This is a genomic window from Treponema sp. Marseille-Q4523, from assembly GCF_016901105.1.
Lineage (GTDB): Bacteria > Spirochaetota > Spirochaetia > Treponematales > Treponemataceae > Treponema_D.
In genome coordinates, this window is record NZ_JAFEVM010000026.1 from 23,095 (window position 1) to 41,079 (window position 17,985).

Consider the following 17,985-nt stretch of genomic DNA (forward strand, 5'->3'; position numbering starts at 1 on the left):
TTTTCGGGACGATCGCGTTTTCACGGCTGTAGACATTGCCTTTTACAAGAGCTTGCGTTTTTGCTTGTGTTTTGCTTGCAATCGCATCACCCTTTACGTTACAATAGAACGCTATGAAAGCTTCTCAAACGATTATTTCGACGCTGCGCGATTCTCCTTCGGATGCCGTCATCGAAAGCCACAAGCTTATGATGCGCGCGGGTCTTATCAGAAAATTGGCGAACGGATTGTACGCGTATATGCCCCTCGGTTTGCGCGCGCTGCGAAAAGCGGAAGCGATCATCCGCGAAGAGCTCGATGCCGCCGGTATGCTTGAAATAAAACCGACGGTCATTCAGCCGGGCGATTTGTGGAAAGAAAGCGGGCGCTGGCAGACGATGGGGCCGGAAATGCTGCGCGCCAAAACGAGAGGAGGACAGGATATGATCGTCAGTCCTACTGCGGAAGAAGCGTTTACGGCTCTTGTCCGCGACGGTCTTACCTCTTACAAACAGCTGCCTATCTTTATCTATCAAATCAATACGAAATACCGCGACGAAATCAGACCGCGCTACGGCGTTATGCGGGGCCGCGAATTTATCATGATGGATGCGTATTCGTATGATACGGACGAACGCTCCCTCGATGAAAGCTACGAAAAGTGTTCGCGCGCATACCGCCGCATTTTCAAACGCATGGGCATCAACGTGATTCCCGTAAGAGCCGATACGGGTGCCATGGGCGGAGACGGATCGGAAGAATTCATGGTCGAAAGCTCCGTCGGCGACAATACGCTTGTACTCTGTCCTTCGTGCGGCTATGCGGCAAATGTCGAAAAAGCTTCGTGCAAAGCCGATGTCGCCCTCGACGCTGCATGCAAGGTGCAGGTTGCGACCGACAAACCGATCGAAAAAGTTCCGTGCCCCGGCGTCGAAACCATTGCCAAAATGGAAGCGTTCTTTAAAATGAGCTCTTCGCAATTTATCAAAGTGCTCATCTACAAGACGTATAATTCCTCCCTCGATTTGACGGATGCGCCCGGAGGCGCCGCATTCAAGCGTGAAAAGGATGAGGGCGGAAACGAATATTATCCGGAAAGTTTTTTTGCTGTTGCCATCCGCGGCGACCTCGATGTGAACGAAACGAAACTCGCAGCTTCTCTCAAAGCGAGCGGCGCAGAACTTGCAGAGGAAGAAGACGTCATAAAGTATTCGGGTGCGCCGCACGGATTTGTCGGGCCTGTCGGATTGACGAAAGTGCCGCTCGTTGCGGACGAAAGCGTTATGGTAAAAAAGGACGACGGCTCGTACGACGTACGCGTCCACGATACGGTGACCGGCGGCGGCGAAAAAGACGTCGACAATATGCACGTCGAACCGCTGCGCGACTTTACGCCTTTTATGACGGCCGACGTGCGCACCGTAAAAGAAGGCGATGCGTGTGTCGTCTGCGGCAAAGCGCTCTATACGAAAAAAGGCAACGAGCTCGGCCACATCTTCAAACTCGGTACAAAATACACGAAGTCGATGAACGTTTCGTATCTCGACGTAAACGGCAAATCCTGCATACCGCTCATGGGCTGCTACGGCATCGGTGTCGACCGCACGCTCGCGTCGATCATCGAAGAGCATCACGACGACAAGGGCATCATTTGGACGATGAGTACCACGCCTTACCAGGTCGCGATCGTGCCGATAAAATACGAAGGCCGCATGAAAGAAGTGTCCGACGACATTTACGATGCGCTTACGAAGGCGGGTATCGAAGTGCTGCTCGACGACAGAAGCGAGCGGCCGGGCGTCAAATTCGCCGATATGGATTTGATCGGTATTCCGGTGCGCATCGTCGTCGGCGAAAAAAATCTTCCGAACGTGGAGATAAAAGAACGCTCCGCAAGCGAAGCATCCCTCGTGCCCGCAACCGACGCGGCAAAGCATGCGGAAAAGATAGTGCGCGATGCGCTCGCGGCTCTCAATGCTTAAACGCGATGCAAATTCGCGGTGCGCAAAAGGGAGGGGTGACCGTTATGCAACCGATAAAAAAAATCAATAATTATTATAAGGCGATCGCTTGTGCGGCGTTTTTTTTGTGCATGAGGGCGGCGAGTGCGCTTCCGGGATTTACGCCGTACGTCGAAGATGCATCGGGCGAATACGTGTATTACGAAGATAAGACCTTTACGCGGAAGTCTTACGTCGGCTTTCTGTGCTACGATGAAGCGACCTATGCCGCCAGATATTACGCGCCGAAAACGGATAAAGACGCGCCGCTTTCCGTAACGATTTTTGTAACGATCGATCCCGCATCCGATCATATGGAAATCACCGGTGAAAAGCAGATTGCATCCGGCTCTCCGCGCGACGGAGAAATCGTCAATTATCTTGAAGACATGATGTACACGCTGAATGCGCACCGTATCAAAGCCGGCAACATTGTCCGTGAAAACGAGCGGATCGTGCCCGACGACATCATGCAGTTCGGCGGCAAAGTCGTCGTCGAATACGATTACCTCATTCCGCTTTTCAACGTCGCGCGCATCGCAAAGGGAAGCGATATGTCGATGCTCTTCGACGTCGTAAGCGTCGGAAAGCTTGCGTCTTCGAGCGACGGAGCCTTTTCGAATTTTACGGGTTTTCCCGGATCCTACGCGGACAAAAAAAAGCGCACACAGCGAAAAAAAACCGCGGCAAAAAAAATGACGCTTTCGTTTGACGGGCAAAAACTTGACGCCGACGAAGACTGGGTGCAAAAGATGGACAATATGTGGATGCTCGGAAACGATGCGGTCATTTCCATGGCCTCTCTTCCGAAGCCCGCGGAAACTTCGCATCGTGCGGAAGCTCTCATGATCCGGCGCCTCCTCGAAGGAAACGGTACGTCTTATGCCGATTGGAGACGCGCTTCGGTGAAGGGCGCTGCGGGAACTTATGCGCTCGGCGCGGTCTTTTACGATGCCGAAAAAAAGCGGGCGACGCGAATCGTCAGGAAATTGACAAAGAGAAATGACGGTTCGTACGCGTTTTTTACGCTCAGCGTGTTCGAAAGCGCGTACGCTGCGGGCAGATCGTATTTCGACCGTATCGCCGATTCTTACCGGGTACAGTCGGATTTTTGAAAAGCATTTCCTAACCCTTTGAGCGCACGGATTGCAGCCGCGGAAACGCAATGTACGGCGGGGCTGTCGCTGTGGAGGCGATTTTTGCGTTACTCCTTCCTTTTTAGGGGATAGTGTTTTCCGTGCGTTTGTCCATAAATGTATGCGCGTATGTATTTTACTTTTTTAAAATATGTGCTATAATTTATTAATTCATTTTAAACCGATTTTCTGTCGGTAATTCGGAGATATCATGGCATTACAAAAAATGGCAGTCGATCTTGAAAAAATCAAGATGGCGATACATTCGGGTATACCGCTTTCCATTACGACATACACGCTGCCGCGCGAGATGGAAACCTATATGGGCGATATACTCAGTGCATTTTTGACCGAGTTGGATCAGCAGCAGATGATTCAGTATTTGAGTTATTGCCTGAGCGAGCTTATGACGAATGCGAAAAAGGCGAACACAAAACGCGTGTATTTCGCGGAAAAAAAGCTCAATATCATGGATGCGGGCGATTATAAAGCCGGTATGGCGACGTTCAAGGCGGACACGCTCGGCAATATCGATCATTATCTGCAGCTGCAAAAAGAAGCACGCCTTTATGTAAAGCTTTTTCTGCAAGCCCGTGCGAATAAAATCAAAATCGAAGTACACAACAATTGTCCGCTCACCGTTTTCGAATACAAACGCATCCACGATAAGCTCGCGCGCGCTCAGCAGTACACGTCTATGGAAGAAGCGCTTTCACAGATACTCGACGACTCCGAAGGTGCGGGACTCGGGCTCATCATCATGATTTTGATGCTCGAAAAGATCGGTTTGACGGAAGAGAATTTTCAAACGGTTTCGGAAAACGGCGAAACGATCACGCGCATCATATTACCGGTGAGCGAAAAGACGAAAAAGGAATTGTCGATCGTCGCGCTGGAATTTATTAAAACGATCAACGATTTGCCGCAGTTCCCCGACAATATCGTGCGGCTCAACAGGCTTTTAAACGATCCCGACTCGAAGATGTCGGACATAGCGATGCAGATAAGCAACGATGCGACGCTTACGGGAGAATTATTAAAGCTCGTCAACTCTGCAGCTTTCGCTCTTGCAAATCCATGTTCGAATATCGCGGACGCGGTAAAGCTCGTCGGCATACGCGGTATCAGAAACCTTTTGTACAGTATCGGCTCAATTAAAACGTTTGAAAGGGTTCCGGGCAGCAAAAAAGAGTTGTGGGCGCACGCATACCAAGTCGCATTCTATTCGTACAATATGGCGCGCAATTTTTGTGCGAACGAGCGTGCCGTCATCGACGACGCGTATATCTGCGGACTTCTCCACGATATGGGAAAGATCATCTTTGAAACGGCGCATCCCGATTTGCTCGAGCGCGTTATGACGGTCTGCAGCAACAAAGGTATTGCAAAAGAAACCTTCGAAAAATTGATATCGGGTGTGAACCACGGCGAGATCGGCGCGCGCGTTGCGGAAAAATGGAATTTTCCTGAAACGGTTTCAAACGTCATCCGCTATCACCACGAACCGGAAGAAGCGCCTGAGAATATCAGAAAGCTCGTGTCTCTCGTATACCTTGCGGATGCGACCGTGCACTATCAAAAAGGCGATATCGATTTTTATCAAATGGATCCCGCAGTGCTCTCGCTTTTCAAAATCACGTCGGAAGCGCAGCTGAAATCCATCGCCGACAGACTGTACATCGCATTTAAGCGCGACCGGACAAATTAATTAATAGATCGAAAGTCGGGTTTCGAAAATATCGACTGATAGCGCTGTGTTTACGGCGATGCTCCGTCCGTTCAGCCTTTTTTGACGGATTGCGTCCATGAGGCGAGGAGGACGCCGAAGGCGACGCCGACGTTGAGCGACGCTTTGAGTCCTTTCATCGGGATCGATACGCGCCCGTATTCGGCGCGATCGAGCGCTTGGGGGCTGAGGCCGAGTTCTTCCGAGCCGATGAGGCAGATGCCGCGTTTCGGAAAAACGAATTCGGAAATCGGCGTACCGCCCGTTTCGAGGGCGAAGATCGGCAGTCTGTGCGGCAAGTCGTCGAGCGATCTTCGTTCCCATCCGAGCGTTTCGATGCAGCCCATGCCGCTTCGCAGCGCTCGCGTTTGACGGGGATCGGCGCAAAACGGCGACAGGTATACTTTATCGACACCGAAAGCTTCCGCGCTTCTGAAAATCGATCCGAGATTGAAGGGCGAGCGTATGTCTTCCGCATACACGCACATACCGGGGTAAAAATCGCGCCGCCTTACGGTGCCGTTTTTATCGAAGGGGGAAGCGTGCGGTGCTATGACTAAATCCCATTCGGCAGGAAAAGTTCCGATGATTGCAAGGAGATGATTGCGCGCGCAGTTGCATACGCGCCTCTCGTCGAAGGGTTCGGCATCGATGAGAGAGCGGAGTTCCGCCGCCGCAGGAGAGGGGAGGGCGGGATCGTGCAGCACGATTTCCGCAAGGCGCTTCGTGTATGCCGCTCTTGTCATGGACGGAAAATCGTAGGACGAACCTTTTTCCGCGATACCTGCGATGTCGCGTTCGAGTGCTCCGAACGTAAGCGCGAGCTTCCGCCTACGCTGTCCGCCTTCAAGCTGAAACAGTTTTCCCGGCTCGATCATAGCGATGCTGCGAATGCGTTGCAGTTCAGTACGCGAGTTTGATGAAGTCGAACAAATCGTCCGATGTCATGCTGCGCGGCAGCGTGTTTACGAATTCAAGCTGACCCGCGTCTTCGGCGGCGAGCGCAAGCTGTTCGATCGAAATGGACAATTCTTTCAGGCGCGACGGAAGATTCGCTTTGGCGAGCAGTTCGCGGATGTACTCTGCAAAACGGACGGCCGCTTCTTCTCCGTGCACGTCGGAAGGAACGATGCGGGAAATGTGCGCGAGCTTTTCGACGCGCTCTATTTTGAATTTGCCGGCGTCCTCGATGATGCTCGGAAGCAAAATCGATGCGATGAGCGAACGCGAAACGGTAAAACGGGAATTGATGCACAGGGAAAGGAGCGTGCCGAGACCCGGTGCGCTTGAAGCGGCGGCGAGAGACGCCATGCAGCCCGCCTGAGATTTTAGTATTTCTTCCGGCGTCGTGATTTCGAGCGTCGGCGAACCGCCCATCGCGTAGCCCATGAGTTCGACCGATTTTTCGACGAGCATATCGCTGAAAAACGTCGCTTTTTGTGAAAGGTAGGCTTCGAGGGCGAGGCACAGCGTTTCAAGCGCCATCGCCGTATTTTGATTGTCGGTAAGCGTCAGCGTTAAATTCGGATCGATGACCGCAAGCTTGCACAACCCGTTCTGCGTTTTGAGCAGTTTTATTTGACGTGAACGCGAATCGACGATCGGAGTGACGGATGCGTAGATAAAGGGTTCCCGGATCGTCGTCGGCACACACACGAGGGGCAGCGCGCCCGTCGTCGGCACGGCACCGTCGACATAATCGTAGAGGTCGTGGTTTTCGTTGTAGAGCGAAGCGATCGCGCAGCCGGCATTGAGCACTTTAGAACCGCCTGTGGCGATGACGCCGTGAATGTGTCCGTCGCGTGCGAGAGCGAGTATGCGTTCGATCGTCTTCGTGTCCGCATTTTCGCCGAATTCGTTGAAAACGAAGTAATCGATTTTGCGTTCGGAAAGCGGTTCGAGCAGTTTATCCGCGAGGTTCACTTCTTTTAATATCGGATCCATGACGATGAGAAAACGCGAACCGTATTCGCGCACAAACTGTCCTATACGGCTCAGCGTATACGGCCCCAATACGATATTCGGTGAAATACGGAAAATAAAATCAGCCATAATACTCCCGTAAAAACTTTTGCGGAAAATAATAAATTCCGAAAAGTTTTCAGCTGCGCGCGAGAACGCACACGTATATGACCGCACGCTCCGTGAGAGCGGCCGGTACAAACAAAAAAAGACGGAACGATATTTCCGCCTTTTTTACATCGATCATTATTTTATCGCAATGCGCGTCGGATGATCAGAGTCCGAAGCTCGTCATAATGCGATCCGCAGCGGAATCGATTACGGCATTATTCAGATAAGACGGATCTTTGATCTTTTCTTTTACCGCAGCGACGCGGTCGGCGCGAACATCCGACGTTTCGGCCGAAACTTTGTCCATATAATACAAAGCGGCCATGCGCTTGGCTTCTTCGGAAACGCTGATCGAATCGTTGCCGACCTTCGGTGCTCCCTGTTCGTTTATCCGGTGAGCGTTCTGCACATTGTTAAGAGGATTTACTCCCCCGATTTTGTCTATCATCATTCCGTCCTGCCCCTCTGCCGATTAATTATCGGCAGATTTATCAGAAAGTTTAATTTTTTTTACACCCGAAACGAAAACCGCACATTCGCCTTTTATCGACTCTCGGGACGCGAACTCGTCGCGCAGCTCTGTCGCCGTTCCATCGATGATTTCTTCGTGCAGTTTTGTCAGTTCCCGCCCGATCACGATACGGCGCTCACTATCAATATCGGCTAAATCGCCGAGCAACTTGAGGAGCCTGAACGGCGATTCGTACAAAATAACGGCATCCCCCGAAGAGAGGAGCTCTTTCAAGCGCCGGCGGCGTTTTCCCGGAGAAGGTGACAAAAACCCTTCGAAAACGAGGGTTTTTCCGCCCGCTCCCGCAACGCTTACGAGAGCGGTGAGCGCCGAAGGGCCGGGAACGGGTACGACGGCAAAACCTGCATCGCGCACGATACCCGCCAAAAGGGCGCCCGGATCGCTGATGCCGGGCGTGCCCGCATCGCTCGCGTAGGCGACGTTTTTGCCGCTTTTCAGCAGATCGACGATTTTTTCGGCCGACTTTTCTTCGTTTTGCGCCCTGCACGATACGAGCGGCTTGCGTATGCCGAAATGCGTGAGCAGCTCAAGCGTGTGCCGCGTATCTTCACATGCGATGACATCCGCCGCTTTGAACGTTTCGAGTGCGCGGAACGTAATATCGCCGAGATTGCCGATCGGTGTTCCTACGATATATAACGAGGCCACGATGAAATCAGTATAAACCTTCAACCGCAATTTTGCAAGGCGACGGTTGGCGCTTGGCGTATAATTTCGCAAAAGGCAGACCGTGCAGCAAGCAACCGAATTGTTAAACTATAGATTGAAAATAATACGATTATGTATTATAATTGGTAAATTAATGAGCTGTAAATAAAGCTGTACGATTGAGAGGTTTTGCATGAGTGACACAAATTCCATCAAATTGATCGAGAAATTTCCGTTTACTACGAGAGCGCTGTTTATGGGGGCGTATGTTTTGCCGACGCTTGCGTTCGGTCCCTTTCTCGTTTTTATTCATGCGTTTTCTATAATGGATTTTCTGCGCATACTCTTTACACCGATCTGTTTGATAGGCTTAGTCGTCTTCAATGTCGTTCTACCGATCTGTGTCTATGTGTATTATGAAAACAGCATTTGCAAATACGACGGTTCGCAAACGTCGGTGCAGATCACCAACCTGCGCGCAAAACATTTTGAAAATCTCTCCATAATCGGCGCGAATATCAACGGTATTGCCTTGTTTACGTTTATGCTTATAGCATGTCGTTTGCATACTATCGAGTATCAGCCGCTTGTGTTGCTGTTGGCGGCCGGAGGCAGTACATGGCTGTTTGCACTGATTTCGTATATTCCGTTCCTTGAATATTTTGAAAAACATATTCACAATCTTCCGATGAAAAGCGAATATATAACGCTTTCGGTGTTCATAAGAAATGCGAATATCACCGGCTTCAGTTTTTTGGGTGTTATCTGCTATGTACTCGCGCCGATGTTTTGTACGGCGAACGCAACGATGGACGCGCTTCCGTTGTTTTTGGCGCGCGTTTTGCCCGTGCTTATCATAGGAAGCGTCGCCGCTATTTTCGATTCGTATCTTTTTATAAGCAATATGCAAAAGCGTATTGTAGCGATGACGAAATTTTCGGCGTATCTTTCCAAAAACGATTATACGCAAAAGAGCCTTGTCGTAACGAGCCGTGACGATTTCGGTGCTCTTATGACGGACTTAAATCAATTTTACAACGTCATGCGTCGCCTGCTCCGCGCCATTATGAGCATGGTCGCCGTTTCCACCGATTCGGCGGGAAATCTTGCCGACGGCGTGAGCGAAACGTCTTCGAGCATTATGCAGATCGTCGCAAATATCGAATCGGTCAAGAGCAGGATCGTCAATCAGGCGGCGGGGGTCGAAGAAGCGCAGGCGACTGTCAAAAGTATGGTCGAATACATCAACGATCTCGACAAAAATATCGACCGGGAAAAGGTGAGCATCGATTCGTCTTCGACGGCGGTCGAAGAGATGGTTGCAAATATCCGATCGGTGACGAATACGCTGAAAGCGAGCGGATCCGCCGCGCAAAAACTCAGCGATGCATCGAATAACGGGCGGGCTGCAATAGAGCAGGCGGTCGATCGTGCGCGCGATATCCTCGAGCGATCCGAAGGTTTGCTTGAAGCGAGCAATATCATCCAGAGCATCGCCGATCAGACGAACCTGCTCGCGATGAACGCCGCGATCGAAGCGGCACATGCGGGGGAAGCGGGCAAAGGCTTTTCCGTCGTTTCGGACGAAATCCGAAAGCTCGCCGAACAGTCGAACGAACAAGGTAAAACGATCAGCGAACAGCTGCAGGAACTGCAGGAATCGATTCAGCAAGTGTCGAACGGTACGACGCAGGTAAAAAATCAATTCGATACGATCTTTTCGCTTGCCGACGACGTTACGGAACAGAACCGCACTGTTATGTCCGCGATGCAGGAACAGTCGGCCGGCAGCTCTCAAGTGCTTGAAGCGATGACCGAAATCAAATCGACGATCGAGCTTGTCGCAAAAGGTTCTGCAGAGTTGACGAACGGCGGCAAGCAGATCGCAGCGGAGATGACCGCCCTTGCCAATTTGACGGAAGAGATCAACGGCGCAATGAGCGAAATGTCGAGCGGGGCACAGTCGATCATCCACTCCGTGCAGAGTGTCGATTCCGCAACGACGGCGAACCGCGACAACGTTCAAAAGCTTTCCGACGAAATAAATACCTTTACGGTCAACCGCTGATCGAACACCGCGTGCGCACGGTCGTGAGATTTTGTAAACTCGTCAAACACATATGCACTCTGCCGACAAGGGTATGCGCGGCGGTGCGGAATTCGCTTGAGGCGTTTAGGACATCGCTAAAAAAACCGGTTGCATTTTAGAGGTGCCGTTGCACTTTTAATATTTTTTGTCGATCCTTACTGTGTCCGCTGTAGTGCGATGCCGCACTTTGCGCCTTACCGCGGCTTAGGGCGCGTCGCCGCTCAAGCGCTTGTTTAATAATTTTAAAAAAATATCACGTGTCCCCGATATACTGATTTTTTTATATTGACAAACGCTTTTTTTGAAATATAATGAAAAGATATACCATAAGTGGAGTTATTATATGAGTGTAAGTATTACCATTAAGGATGCGGTAAAAATTTTTGACGGTAAAACGATAATCGACAAATTGAATGTCGGTGTCCGTGCAGGAGAATTTTTTACGTTGCTCGGTCCGTCGGGCTGCGGCAAAACGACGCTGTTGCGCATGATCGCCGGTTTTAATTCCATCGAAGGCGGCGATTTCTATTTTAACGATAAGCGCATAAACGATTTGGATCCGTCGAAGCGGAATATCGGTATGGTGTTCCAAAATTATGCGATCTTTCCGCATTTGACGGTCAGAAAAAACGTCGAATTCGGTTTGCAAAATAAAAAATTGACAAGGACGGAAATACACAACCAAGCGGAAAAATTTTTAAAATTGATGCAGATCGATCAGTTCGCGGAACGGATGCCGAGCCAGCTTTCCGGCGGTCAGCAGCAGCGCGTCGCGATCGCGCGTGCACTCTGCATAGAACCGAGCGTCTTGCTGATGGACGAACCGCTTTCCAATCTCGACGCGAAGCTCCGCGTTGAAATGCGTTCGGTTATCCGCGAAATGCAGAAAAAAATCGGCATTACGACGATCTACGTTACGCACGATCAGGAAGAAGCGATGGCGGTTTCCGACAGGATCGCCGTTTTGAACGGCGGCGTTATCCAGCATATCGGAACGCCGAAAGCGATCTATCAGCGCCCCGTCAATATGTTCGTCGCTTCGTTTATCGGCAGAAGCAATTTAATAAACGGTAAACTCACCGTCCGCGGCGGATCGTGCTTTTTGTCGGTATTCGATTACGAAGTCGAAGTGAAAAACGTGCAGGATCGGTATAAGCACGATCAAGATGTCGTCGTTTCCATACGGCCGGAAGAATTCCTTATGCGGAAGCATGGCGAAGACGGGATATCCGCAAAGATCTTCGACTGCATTTTCCTCGGTTTGAGCACGCACTTTGTCATCACGCTGCCCGACGGCATGGAAATCGAAACGATTCAAATTTCGGCGCTCGACGATTTATTAAAAAAAGACAGCGATATAAAGCTCGGTCTCGATATCGATAAGATCAATATTTTTACCGCCGACGGAGAACACAATATTTTGTCCGGCGTAAAAGACGACAATGCGGACACGGAGAGCGTACATGCTGCACAATAAACGAAAAGTCGATGTTTGGACATTTGTGTCTCTCGTCATCATGGCGGCGTTTATATTGACGCTGCTCTATCCGATGATAAAGATCTTCAGGCTGGCGGTGCTCGACGAAAGCGGACGCTTTACGCTGCAGAACTTTGCGACGTTCTTTTCGAAGCCGTACTACAGCCGTACGATATTGAACAGTTTCGAGCTCGCCGTTTTAATTACGCTGTGCTCACTCCTCATCGGTATTCCGTTTTCGTACTTTTATTCGTTTTACGTATTAAAAGGCGCGAAAACGATTTTCATTTTGAGTATTTTGTGCTGTATGTCGGCGCCCTTTATCGGCGCGTACGCGTGGATCCTGCTGCTCGGCAGGTCGGGCGTACTCACCGTTTTTTTGGAAAACACGCTGCACATAAAAATGTTCGGCAGCATCTACGGTATGGGCGGCATCGTCCTTGTCGAAACGCTTAAACTGTTTCCGCTCGTATTCATCTATATGAACGGCGCGTTTAAAAACATCGATAACAGTCTGCTCGAAGCGTCCGCAAACCTCGGCTGTGTCGGCGTAAACCGCCTGCTCAAAATCATCCTGCGGCTGTGCATGCCGACGATCCTCGCGGCATCGCTGCTCGTGTTTATGCGATCGTTCGCGGATTTCGGAACGCCGCTTTTGCTCGGCGAAGGATTCCGGACGTTCCCGGTGGAGATCTACAATCAATACCTCGGTGAAAACGGTACCGATTTTCATTTTGCGGCGACGATCAGCGTCATCGCAATTGTCATCACGGCGCTCGTGTTTGCATTGCAGAAGTGGGGCACAAATAAATTCAAATTTTCGATCAACGCGCTGCATCCCGTACAAAAGAAAAATCCCGGATTGGTCGGCGGTATTTTGATGAACGCATATTGCTATCTCATCATCGCGTTTTCGTTTTTGCCGCAGCTCTATGTCATCTACCTGTCGTTTAAAAAATGCGATATGGCTGTGTTCAAACCGGGCTTTTCGCTCGACAGCTACCGTGCTGCGGCCAGACGGCTCTTGTTCCGTTCGTTTTCCAATTCTCTGCTCATCAGCGGCCTCGCGCTGCTCGTCATTATTTTGCTTTCGATCTTTATCGCGTACCTCGTCGTGCGCCGTTCCAATCTCTGGAACAATTTGATCGATTCCATTTCGATGATCCCGTATATCATCCCCGGTTCGGTTATCGGCATTGCGCTCGTCATCGCGTTCAGCAATAAACCTCTGGCGCTGACGGGGACGATGCTCATCATGATCATTTCGTTCGTCATACGACGTATGCCGTATACGATACGTTCGGCGACGGCAAATCTTATTCAAATCCCGATGAGCATCGAAGAAGCGTCCATCAGTCTCGGCACGTCAAAGCTGAAAACCTTCCGCGCCGTCACCGTACCGATGATGACGAACGGTATTTTATCGGGTGCGATTTTGAGCTGGGTTTCGCTCGTAACGGAACTGTCGAGTTCCATCATCCTGTACAACAACAGTACGATCACGCTGACGATGTCCGCATACGTTTCCATCGCGATGGGAAATTACGGGATGGCGTGTGCATTTTCGTCCATCTTGACGGTTTTGACGTTCGTATCGCTGCTCGTCTACTTGAAAGTGAGCGGTGCCGAAGATATACAGGTATAAAAAACATTGTACTTTTGAGGTTCTCAAATCAGTTTTCAAATTTACAAAATATGGAGGTATTTATGAAAACGAAATCGATAATTTTTGCCGCGTTGTTGGCGAGTCTGTGTCTCCCTGTTTTTTCTCTCGGAGAATCCGACAAAAAGAACAACAGGATCGTTTTGTATTCTTCGATGACCGAAAACGATATCGGCAATTTAACGAAATTATTCGAAGCGAAAAATCCGGGAATGACGATCGAAGTCGTCAACGGTTCTGCCGGCGAATTGACCGCGCGGATCCGTGCGGAAAAAAACAATCCGCAGGGCGACGTCATGTGGGGCGGTCTTTCGAACAGTGACGGCAAAATCAATGCCGATCTATTCGAACCGTTTCTGACGAAGTACGAACCGGAGATCATGGCCGACTACCGATCGAACAACGGTTTTTACAATCTCGATCACCTTTCGACCGTCGTGTTCTGCGTCAACACCGATTTGGAAAAGCAGCTCGGTTTGAACATTAAAGGTTATCCCGATTTGCTTGATCCGAAATTAAAAGGCAAAATCGTTTTTTCGGATCCCAACTCGTCGTCCGCCGCGTGGAACAATGTATGCAATATCATGTCCGTGTACGGGAACGACAGTCCGAAGGCATGGGATTACATCGAAAAACTTATTAAAAACGGTCTCGTCGTTTCGACGTCGTCTTCCGTGTGTTTCAAAAGCGTACAGACGGGCGAATATGTTGTCGGATTGACGTATGAAGACGGCGCTTCGACGCTGCTGAAATCCGGTGCAACGAATATCAGAATGGTGTATCCGGCCGAAGGGACGTCCGCATCGGCGTTCGGCTGCGCGATGATCAAAGGCTGCAAAAATCCCGAAGGCGCAAAAATGCTCATAGAATTTTTGATGAGCCCGGAAGGCGAAACGGAACTCGGCAACGCGCTGCAGACGCTGCGCTTGACGAATACGAAAGCGACGTACACGTCGAAGTATCTCCCCGCAAGCAAAGACGTGAAATGGGTGAGCCGCGATATCGATTGGCTGATTGCGAACAAAAAAGCGGTGCTCGAACGGTGGAACGCGATTTACACGTCGAACCACAAATAAGCGCTACGCCGTAAAATTGTTTTTGCATGAGGGCTGCCGAAAAAGTTAAGCGACTTTTGAGGCGGCCCCTTTTTTATCGTGCACCGACTGAGGGCATTGTCTATACCGACGAAGCGCGTTGCCGAAAGCCGTGCCATCCGCCGTGTATAACGGCAGCGGACAGTATCGGCGGCGAGTGCCGTCAACGCTACAGCGTAAACTTCCGCACTTCGTCCGTCAGTATTTCGATGCTGTGTTTGTTTTTTTGCGTTATTTTGCTTACGTCTTGAACGGCGTCATTTATTTGATTTGCGCCGAGCGCCATTTCATCCATGCTGTCGGTGATGATACCGGTTAAATCGTCGAGCCGTTTCATTTCTTCGGCAACGTTTTCGCTGCCTTTCAGCATTTCCGCGGAATTGCTGCTCACTTGCGCCGTCACCGTATTGATGTTTTTAATCGCGGTCAGCACTTCTTTGCTGCCGTATTCCTGTTCCTGCATCGCTTTTATCAATTCATCGCTCATGATTTTGACCTGTTCCGACAGATCGAAGATCACCGTAAATTTTTCTTCTACCGTTTTTGCGGCGGCTGCGAGCGTATCGATTTCGGACGACAGCATCTTTAAAGTCACCGTTATGTTTTTGCCCTGTGCCGCCGAGTCTTCCGCAAGCTTTCTGATTTCATCCGCAACGACCGCAAACCCCTTTCCCGTTTCGCCTGCATGCGCCGCTTCGATCGCCGCGTTCATTGCGAGTAAGTTCGTCTGCCGCGCTATGTTTTGAATGACCGTGCTCGCTTCCAATAAACCGCCGGACGCTTCGATGATTTTTTGCGTGATACTGTTCGAATCCGTTATCGTCCCTTTGCCGTCTTCCGTAGCGGACGCAAGCATTTTTATGGTGTCGTCCGTCTTTTCGAGCGTCTGCGTGATCGCCGCAATGTTCGCGACCATCTGCTCGATAGCGGTCGATGAAACGGAAACGCTCGCCGCCTGCGTTTCGATGCTCGTGTTGAGTTCCTGAATCGCGTTGATGATTCTCTCAACCGTTACGGCCGTTTCCGTTACGCTTGCCGCTTGTACCGTCGCTTTCATTTTGACATCGTTGATGTTTCCGCTGATCTGCTTTATCGAGCTTGCGGTTTCGGTCATATTGCTTACGAGTTCAGCGCCGATTTCTTCCATTATGCCGGTGTTCGAATCGACCGCTTTGATCGAAGTTCCGACGTTTTCCATCGCGTAGTTAAAGTATTTCGACAGATCGGTCAGTTCGTCGTTGCCTTTTACGGGTAAGCGCGTATTCAGTTTTCCTTCCGAAATGCTTTTAAGTGCCTGCACCGTTTTATGGATCGGTTTTATTAAAGTCGATTTCATAAACGTTATCACCGTAATTATTAAAACGGCGATAAAAAACAGCGCGATTGCAATATTTACGATTAATAATGTATAAAAGGATTCGAATATAACGCGCTTTTTTACTTCGAGATACATGAAGACACCCGTTTCGGCGATCGGGGCGACGAAGATAATATTGCCTTTATTTTCGATAACGGTTTGTCCGTTCATTTCCGCGTTGCCGAGTATTTGTTTTCCGATCGATTCTTTGTCGTTACTGTTTAAGCACCTGCCGGAGCCGTCAACGAGCGATAAAACATACTCGCGGATATTTTGAAAACGTACGGTGGAAAAATAATCGATCAACGGCGCAAGCCCCAAATCGATCGTTACGACGCCCTGTTTTTTCTTTCCCGCCGACAGCACCGACGTCGCGGTTATCATCGGAACGCCGGTTACCGCATCGTGATAGAGCGCGCTCCACACGACTTTTTTGTTTTCCGCAAGGCCGTCGTGCGTATACCAATTGAACTGCGTGTAATTATTCGCGTCGGTATTATATTCCCACGTCATCTGTATTTTGTCATTATCGCGGAACCAATATGGACCGTATAATTTTTGACCCGGTATCGTATACGGTTCAAGCCAAAAACCGCCGCCGACGATCGTATCGTCGGCGGCGATCATCGCACCGCTTATATCTTCAAGTCTTTTGAGATCGGCAAAACCGAAAGTATTGATCAGTAATGCATAATTGGTTGCAATGCTTTCCACTTTTGAAAATATCTTTTCATAGATGACCATCGATTCCCGTTCGACCCTGTTCCGCAAACTGTTTTTCGTATTGGTCAGAATGATGGATGAAAATTGTTTAAAGATGATCGTACTCAGCAATGTTATCGATACGATAAAAATAACGGATACGATGCATGAGGTTTTGAATACCAAGCCTCTTCTTTTCGTCGTTTTCGCAGGCAGCGTATCATCGCTTTTTCGGCCGGTCATATTAAAGTCCTCCTTGTAAAATTTCTTACGCCACGAATAAATTTTTAGGATACTCTTAATAATCGCTGTTCGATGTTGTCGGATGGAATCAAGGGTCTTCATTATCCTAGAGCTTTTTATACGATTTGTCTACGGTCGTCCCGTGCGGTTCGGCGATGCCGTTTGCCACGAATGCGAAAATAGTATATGCTTGCGCCTATGCGACAGGCGGTACAAAAAATTGTTAAAGAACGCGTCGGCGGCGTCGGTGCGAGTCTTCGGCGAATAGCGCTCATTCTCATTGCGGCCGTTATCTCGGCGTTGAATATGAAAACCTTTATCCGTGCGGGCGATCTCTTCCCCGGCGGTTTTACCGGATTGACGCTGCTCATTCAGCACGTCGCACGGACGTATTTTTCGTTTGAGCTTCCGTACAGTCCCGTCATGCTTGTCATGAACGTCATCCCTATCGTCATCGGTTTTAAATACATCGGCAGGCGTTTTACGCTGTACACCTGTCTCATGGTTGTCACCTCTTCCGTACTCGTCGACCTCTTTCCCGATTTTGCGATCATCGACGACGTGCTGCTGTCAGCCGTTTTCGGCGGTATCATTGCTGCGTTTTGCGGATACCTGTGTCTTCGTGCAGGTGCGTCGGGCGGCGGTACCGAAATCATCGCGATTTTCATTTCCGAAAAATACGGCAGGGATGCGTGGAACTATATGCTCGTCTTTAACACTGCGATCCTTTTGATCGCCGGAACGATTTTCGGTTGGGAGCGCGCACTCTATTCGATCTTTTTCCAATTTTCCGCGACCCAGCTGCTCAATTCCATATACAAGCGTTATCAAAAGACGACGCTCTTTGTCATTACGAACCGTCCCGCCGACGTATACAAGACGATTCACGAAATAACGAATCACGATGCGACGGTCTTTAAAGGCAAGGGCTGCTATCAGGGAGCGGAACGCGATTTGGTGTATTCGGTCGTCGCTGCGGATGAAGTGCAAAAAGTTGCGCGGAAGGTAAAAGAAGCCGACCCGCTCGCATTTATCAATATCCTGCATTCGAAACAGATACTCGGTCAATTTTACCTGCGTCCGAACGATTGAACGGCTCGGCGTCAATACGATAGAGGCGGGCACAATACGCGGAAGATAGGACAATACATCGCATTCTCAAAAAAAATTGTAATAACCGATGAACATACTATTATTTCTGTAACCGGCAGAACTTGTAAAGAAGGAAATGTTATGCCATGAAAAAAAAATTACTTTATATAGTTT

13 protein-coding genes are annotated in these 17,985 nt (G+C 49.8%); 8 read left to right on the forward strand and 5 right to left on the reverse strand.

All coding sequences use genetic code 11. The annotated features are described in order from the left end of the window. Positions 1 to 113 precede the first annotated feature (113 nt). The 3 genes from JSQ97_RS09080 (at position 114) to JSQ97_RS09090 (ending at position 4,823) form a co-directional block, all read left to right on the forward strand. Positions 114 to 1,961, forward strand: coding sequence for a proline--tRNA ligase (locus JSQ97_RS09080; protein WP_205075762.1), 1,848 nt, complete (start codon positions 114 to 116; stop codon positions 1,959 to 1,961). A 44-nt stretch (positions 1,962 to 2,005) separates the two neighbouring features. Then, a complete protein-coding gene (locus JSQ97_RS09085) occupies positions 2,006 to 3,094 on the forward strand; it encodes a DUF7954 domain-containing protein (RefSeq protein ID WP_205075763.1) in 1,089 nt (362 codons plus the stop codon). A gap of 232 nt (positions 3,095 to 3,326) precedes the next feature. Next, positions 3,327 to 4,823, forward strand: coding sequence for an HDOD domain-containing protein (locus JSQ97_RS09090; RefSeq protein WP_205075764.1), 1,497 nt, complete (start codon positions 3,327 to 3,329; stop codon positions 4,821 to 4,823). A gap of 71 nt (positions 4,824 to 4,894) precedes the next feature. Here JSQ97_RS09090 and JSQ97_RS09095 read toward each other — a convergent pair whose 3' ends face one another. From JSQ97_RS09095 to rsmI, 4 genes are all read right to left on the reverse strand, one after another. Further along, a complete protein-coding gene (locus JSQ97_RS09095; RefSeq protein WP_205075765.1) occupies positions 4,895 to 5,719 on the reverse strand; it encodes a TrmH family RNA methyltransferase in 825 nt (274 codons plus the stop codon). Positions 5,720 to 5,744: 25 nt separating this feature from the next. Next, positions 5,745 to 6,893, reverse strand: coding sequence for an iron-containing alcohol dehydrogenase (locus JSQ97_RS09100; RefSeq protein ID WP_205075766.1), 1,149 nt, complete (start codon positions 6,891 to 6,893; stop codon positions 5,745 to 5,747). A 184-nt stretch (positions 6,894 to 7,077) separates the two neighbouring features. After that, entirely contained in the window at positions 7,078 to 7,365 is a 288-nt protein-coding gene (locus JSQ97_RS09105; protein WP_205075767.1) for a flagellar biosynthesis anti-sigma factor FlgM, read from the reverse strand. A gap of 21 nt (positions 7,366 to 7,386) precedes the next feature. Further along, positions 7,387 to 8,094, reverse strand: a complete 708-nt coding sequence (gene rsmI, locus JSQ97_RS09110) for a 16S rRNA (cytidine(1402)-2'-O)-methyltransferase (protein ID WP_205075768.1) — start codon at positions 8,092 to 8,094, stop codon at positions 7,387 to 7,389. 193 nt (positions 8,095 to 8,287) lie between these two features. Here rsmI and JSQ97_RS09115 point away from each other — a divergent pair, with 193 nt between their 5' ends. The 4 genes from JSQ97_RS09115 (at position 8,288) to JSQ97_RS09130 (ending at position 14,399) form a co-directional block, all read left to right on the forward strand. Next, a complete protein-coding gene (locus tag JSQ97_RS09115; RefSeq protein WP_205075769.1) occupies positions 8,288 to 10,162 on the forward strand; it encodes a methyl-accepting chemotaxis protein in 1,875 nt (624 codons plus the stop codon). Between the two features lie 364 nt (positions 10,163 to 10,526). Continuing rightward, positions 10,527 to 11,660 carry an ABC transporter ATP-binding protein gene (locus JSQ97_RS09120; protein ID WP_205075770.1) on the forward strand — a complete coding sequence of 378 codons (1,134 nt, stop codon included), beginning with the start codon at positions 10,527 to 10,529 and terminating at the stop codon, positions 11,658 to 11,660. Continuing rightward, the gene (locus tag JSQ97_RS09125) at positions 11,647 to 13,305 is read left to right on the forward strand and encodes an ABC transporter permease (protein ID WP_205075771.1); all 1,659 of its coding nucleotides are present in this window, start codon (positions 11,647 to 11,649) and stop codon (positions 13,303 to 13,305) included. The genes JSQ97_RS09120 and JSQ97_RS09125 overlap by 14 nt, the downstream gene beginning before the upstream one ends. Positions 13,306 to 13,367: 62 nt before the next feature. Next, positions 13,368 to 14,399 (forward strand): extracellular solute-binding protein, encoded by a 1,032-nt coding sequence (locus tag JSQ97_RS09130; RefSeq protein WP_021330816.1) that lies wholly within the window; start codon positions 13,368 to 13,370, stop codon positions 14,397 to 14,399. A gap of 187 nt (positions 14,400 to 14,586) precedes the next feature. Here JSQ97_RS09130 and JSQ97_RS09135 read toward each other — a convergent pair whose 3' ends face one another. Next, on the reverse strand, positions 14,587 to 16,719 hold the full coding sequence (locus JSQ97_RS09135) for a methyl-accepting chemotaxis protein (RefSeq protein WP_239447065.1): 2,133 nt from the start codon (positions 16,717 to 16,719) through the stop codon (positions 14,587 to 14,589). A gap of 198 nt (positions 16,720 to 16,917) precedes the next feature. Between JSQ97_RS09135 and JSQ97_RS09140 the strand changes: the two genes are divergently transcribed. After that, complete coding sequence (locus JSQ97_RS09140) at positions 16,918 to 17,811, forward strand: YitT family protein (protein WP_239447066.1); 894 nt, start codon at positions 16,918 to 16,920, stop codon at positions 17,809 to 17,811. The last annotated feature ends 174 nt before the right edge of the window (positions 17,812 to 17,985 follow it).

Coding starts and splice junctions, on each gene's coding strand:
- JSQ97_RS09120 (WP_205075770.1), top strand. CDS start 10,527: ATGAGTGTAAGTATTACCATTAAGGATGCGGTAAAAATTTTTGACGGT.
- JSQ97_RS09140 (WP_239447066.1), top strand. CDS start 16,918: ATGCGACAGGCGGTACAAAAAATTGTTAAAGAACGCGTCGGCGGCGTC.
- JSQ97_RS09080 (WP_205075762.1), top strand. CDS start 114: ATGAAAGCTTCTCAAACGATTATTTCGACGCTGCGCGATTCTCCTTCG.
- JSQ97_RS09095 (WP_205075765.1), bottom strand. CDS start 5,719: ATGATCGAGCCGGGAAAACTGTTTCAGCTTGAAGGCGGACAGCGTAGG.
- JSQ97_RS09125 (WP_205075771.1), top strand. CDS start 11,647: ATGCTGCACAATAAACGAAAAGTCGATGTTTGGACATTTGTGTCTCTC.
- JSQ97_RS09105 (WP_205075767.1), bottom strand. CDS start 7,365: ATGATGATAGACAAAATCGGGGGAGTAAATCCTCTTAACAATGTGCAG.
- JSQ97_RS09085 (WP_205075763.1), top strand. CDS start 2,006: ATGCAACCGATAAAAAAAATCAATAATTATTATAAGGCGATCGCTTGT.
- JSQ97_RS09130 (WP_021330816.1), top strand. CDS start 13,368: ATGAAAACGAAATCGATAATTTTTGCCGCGTTGTTGGCGAGTCTGTGT.
- JSQ97_RS09135 (WP_239447065.1), bottom strand. CDS start 16,719: ATGACCGGCCGAAAAAGCGATGATACGCTGCCTGCGAAAACGACGAAA.
- JSQ97_RS09100 (WP_205075766.1), bottom strand. CDS start 6,893: ATGGCTGATTTTATTTTCCGTATTTCACCGAATATCGTATTGGGGCCG.
- JSQ97_RS09090 (WP_205075764.1), top strand. CDS start 3,327: ATGGCATTACAAAAAATGGCAGTCGATCTTGAAAAAATCAAGATGGCG.
- JSQ97_RS09115 (WP_205075769.1), top strand. CDS start 8,288: ATGAGTGACACAAATTCCATCAAATTGATCGAGAAATTTCCGTTTACT.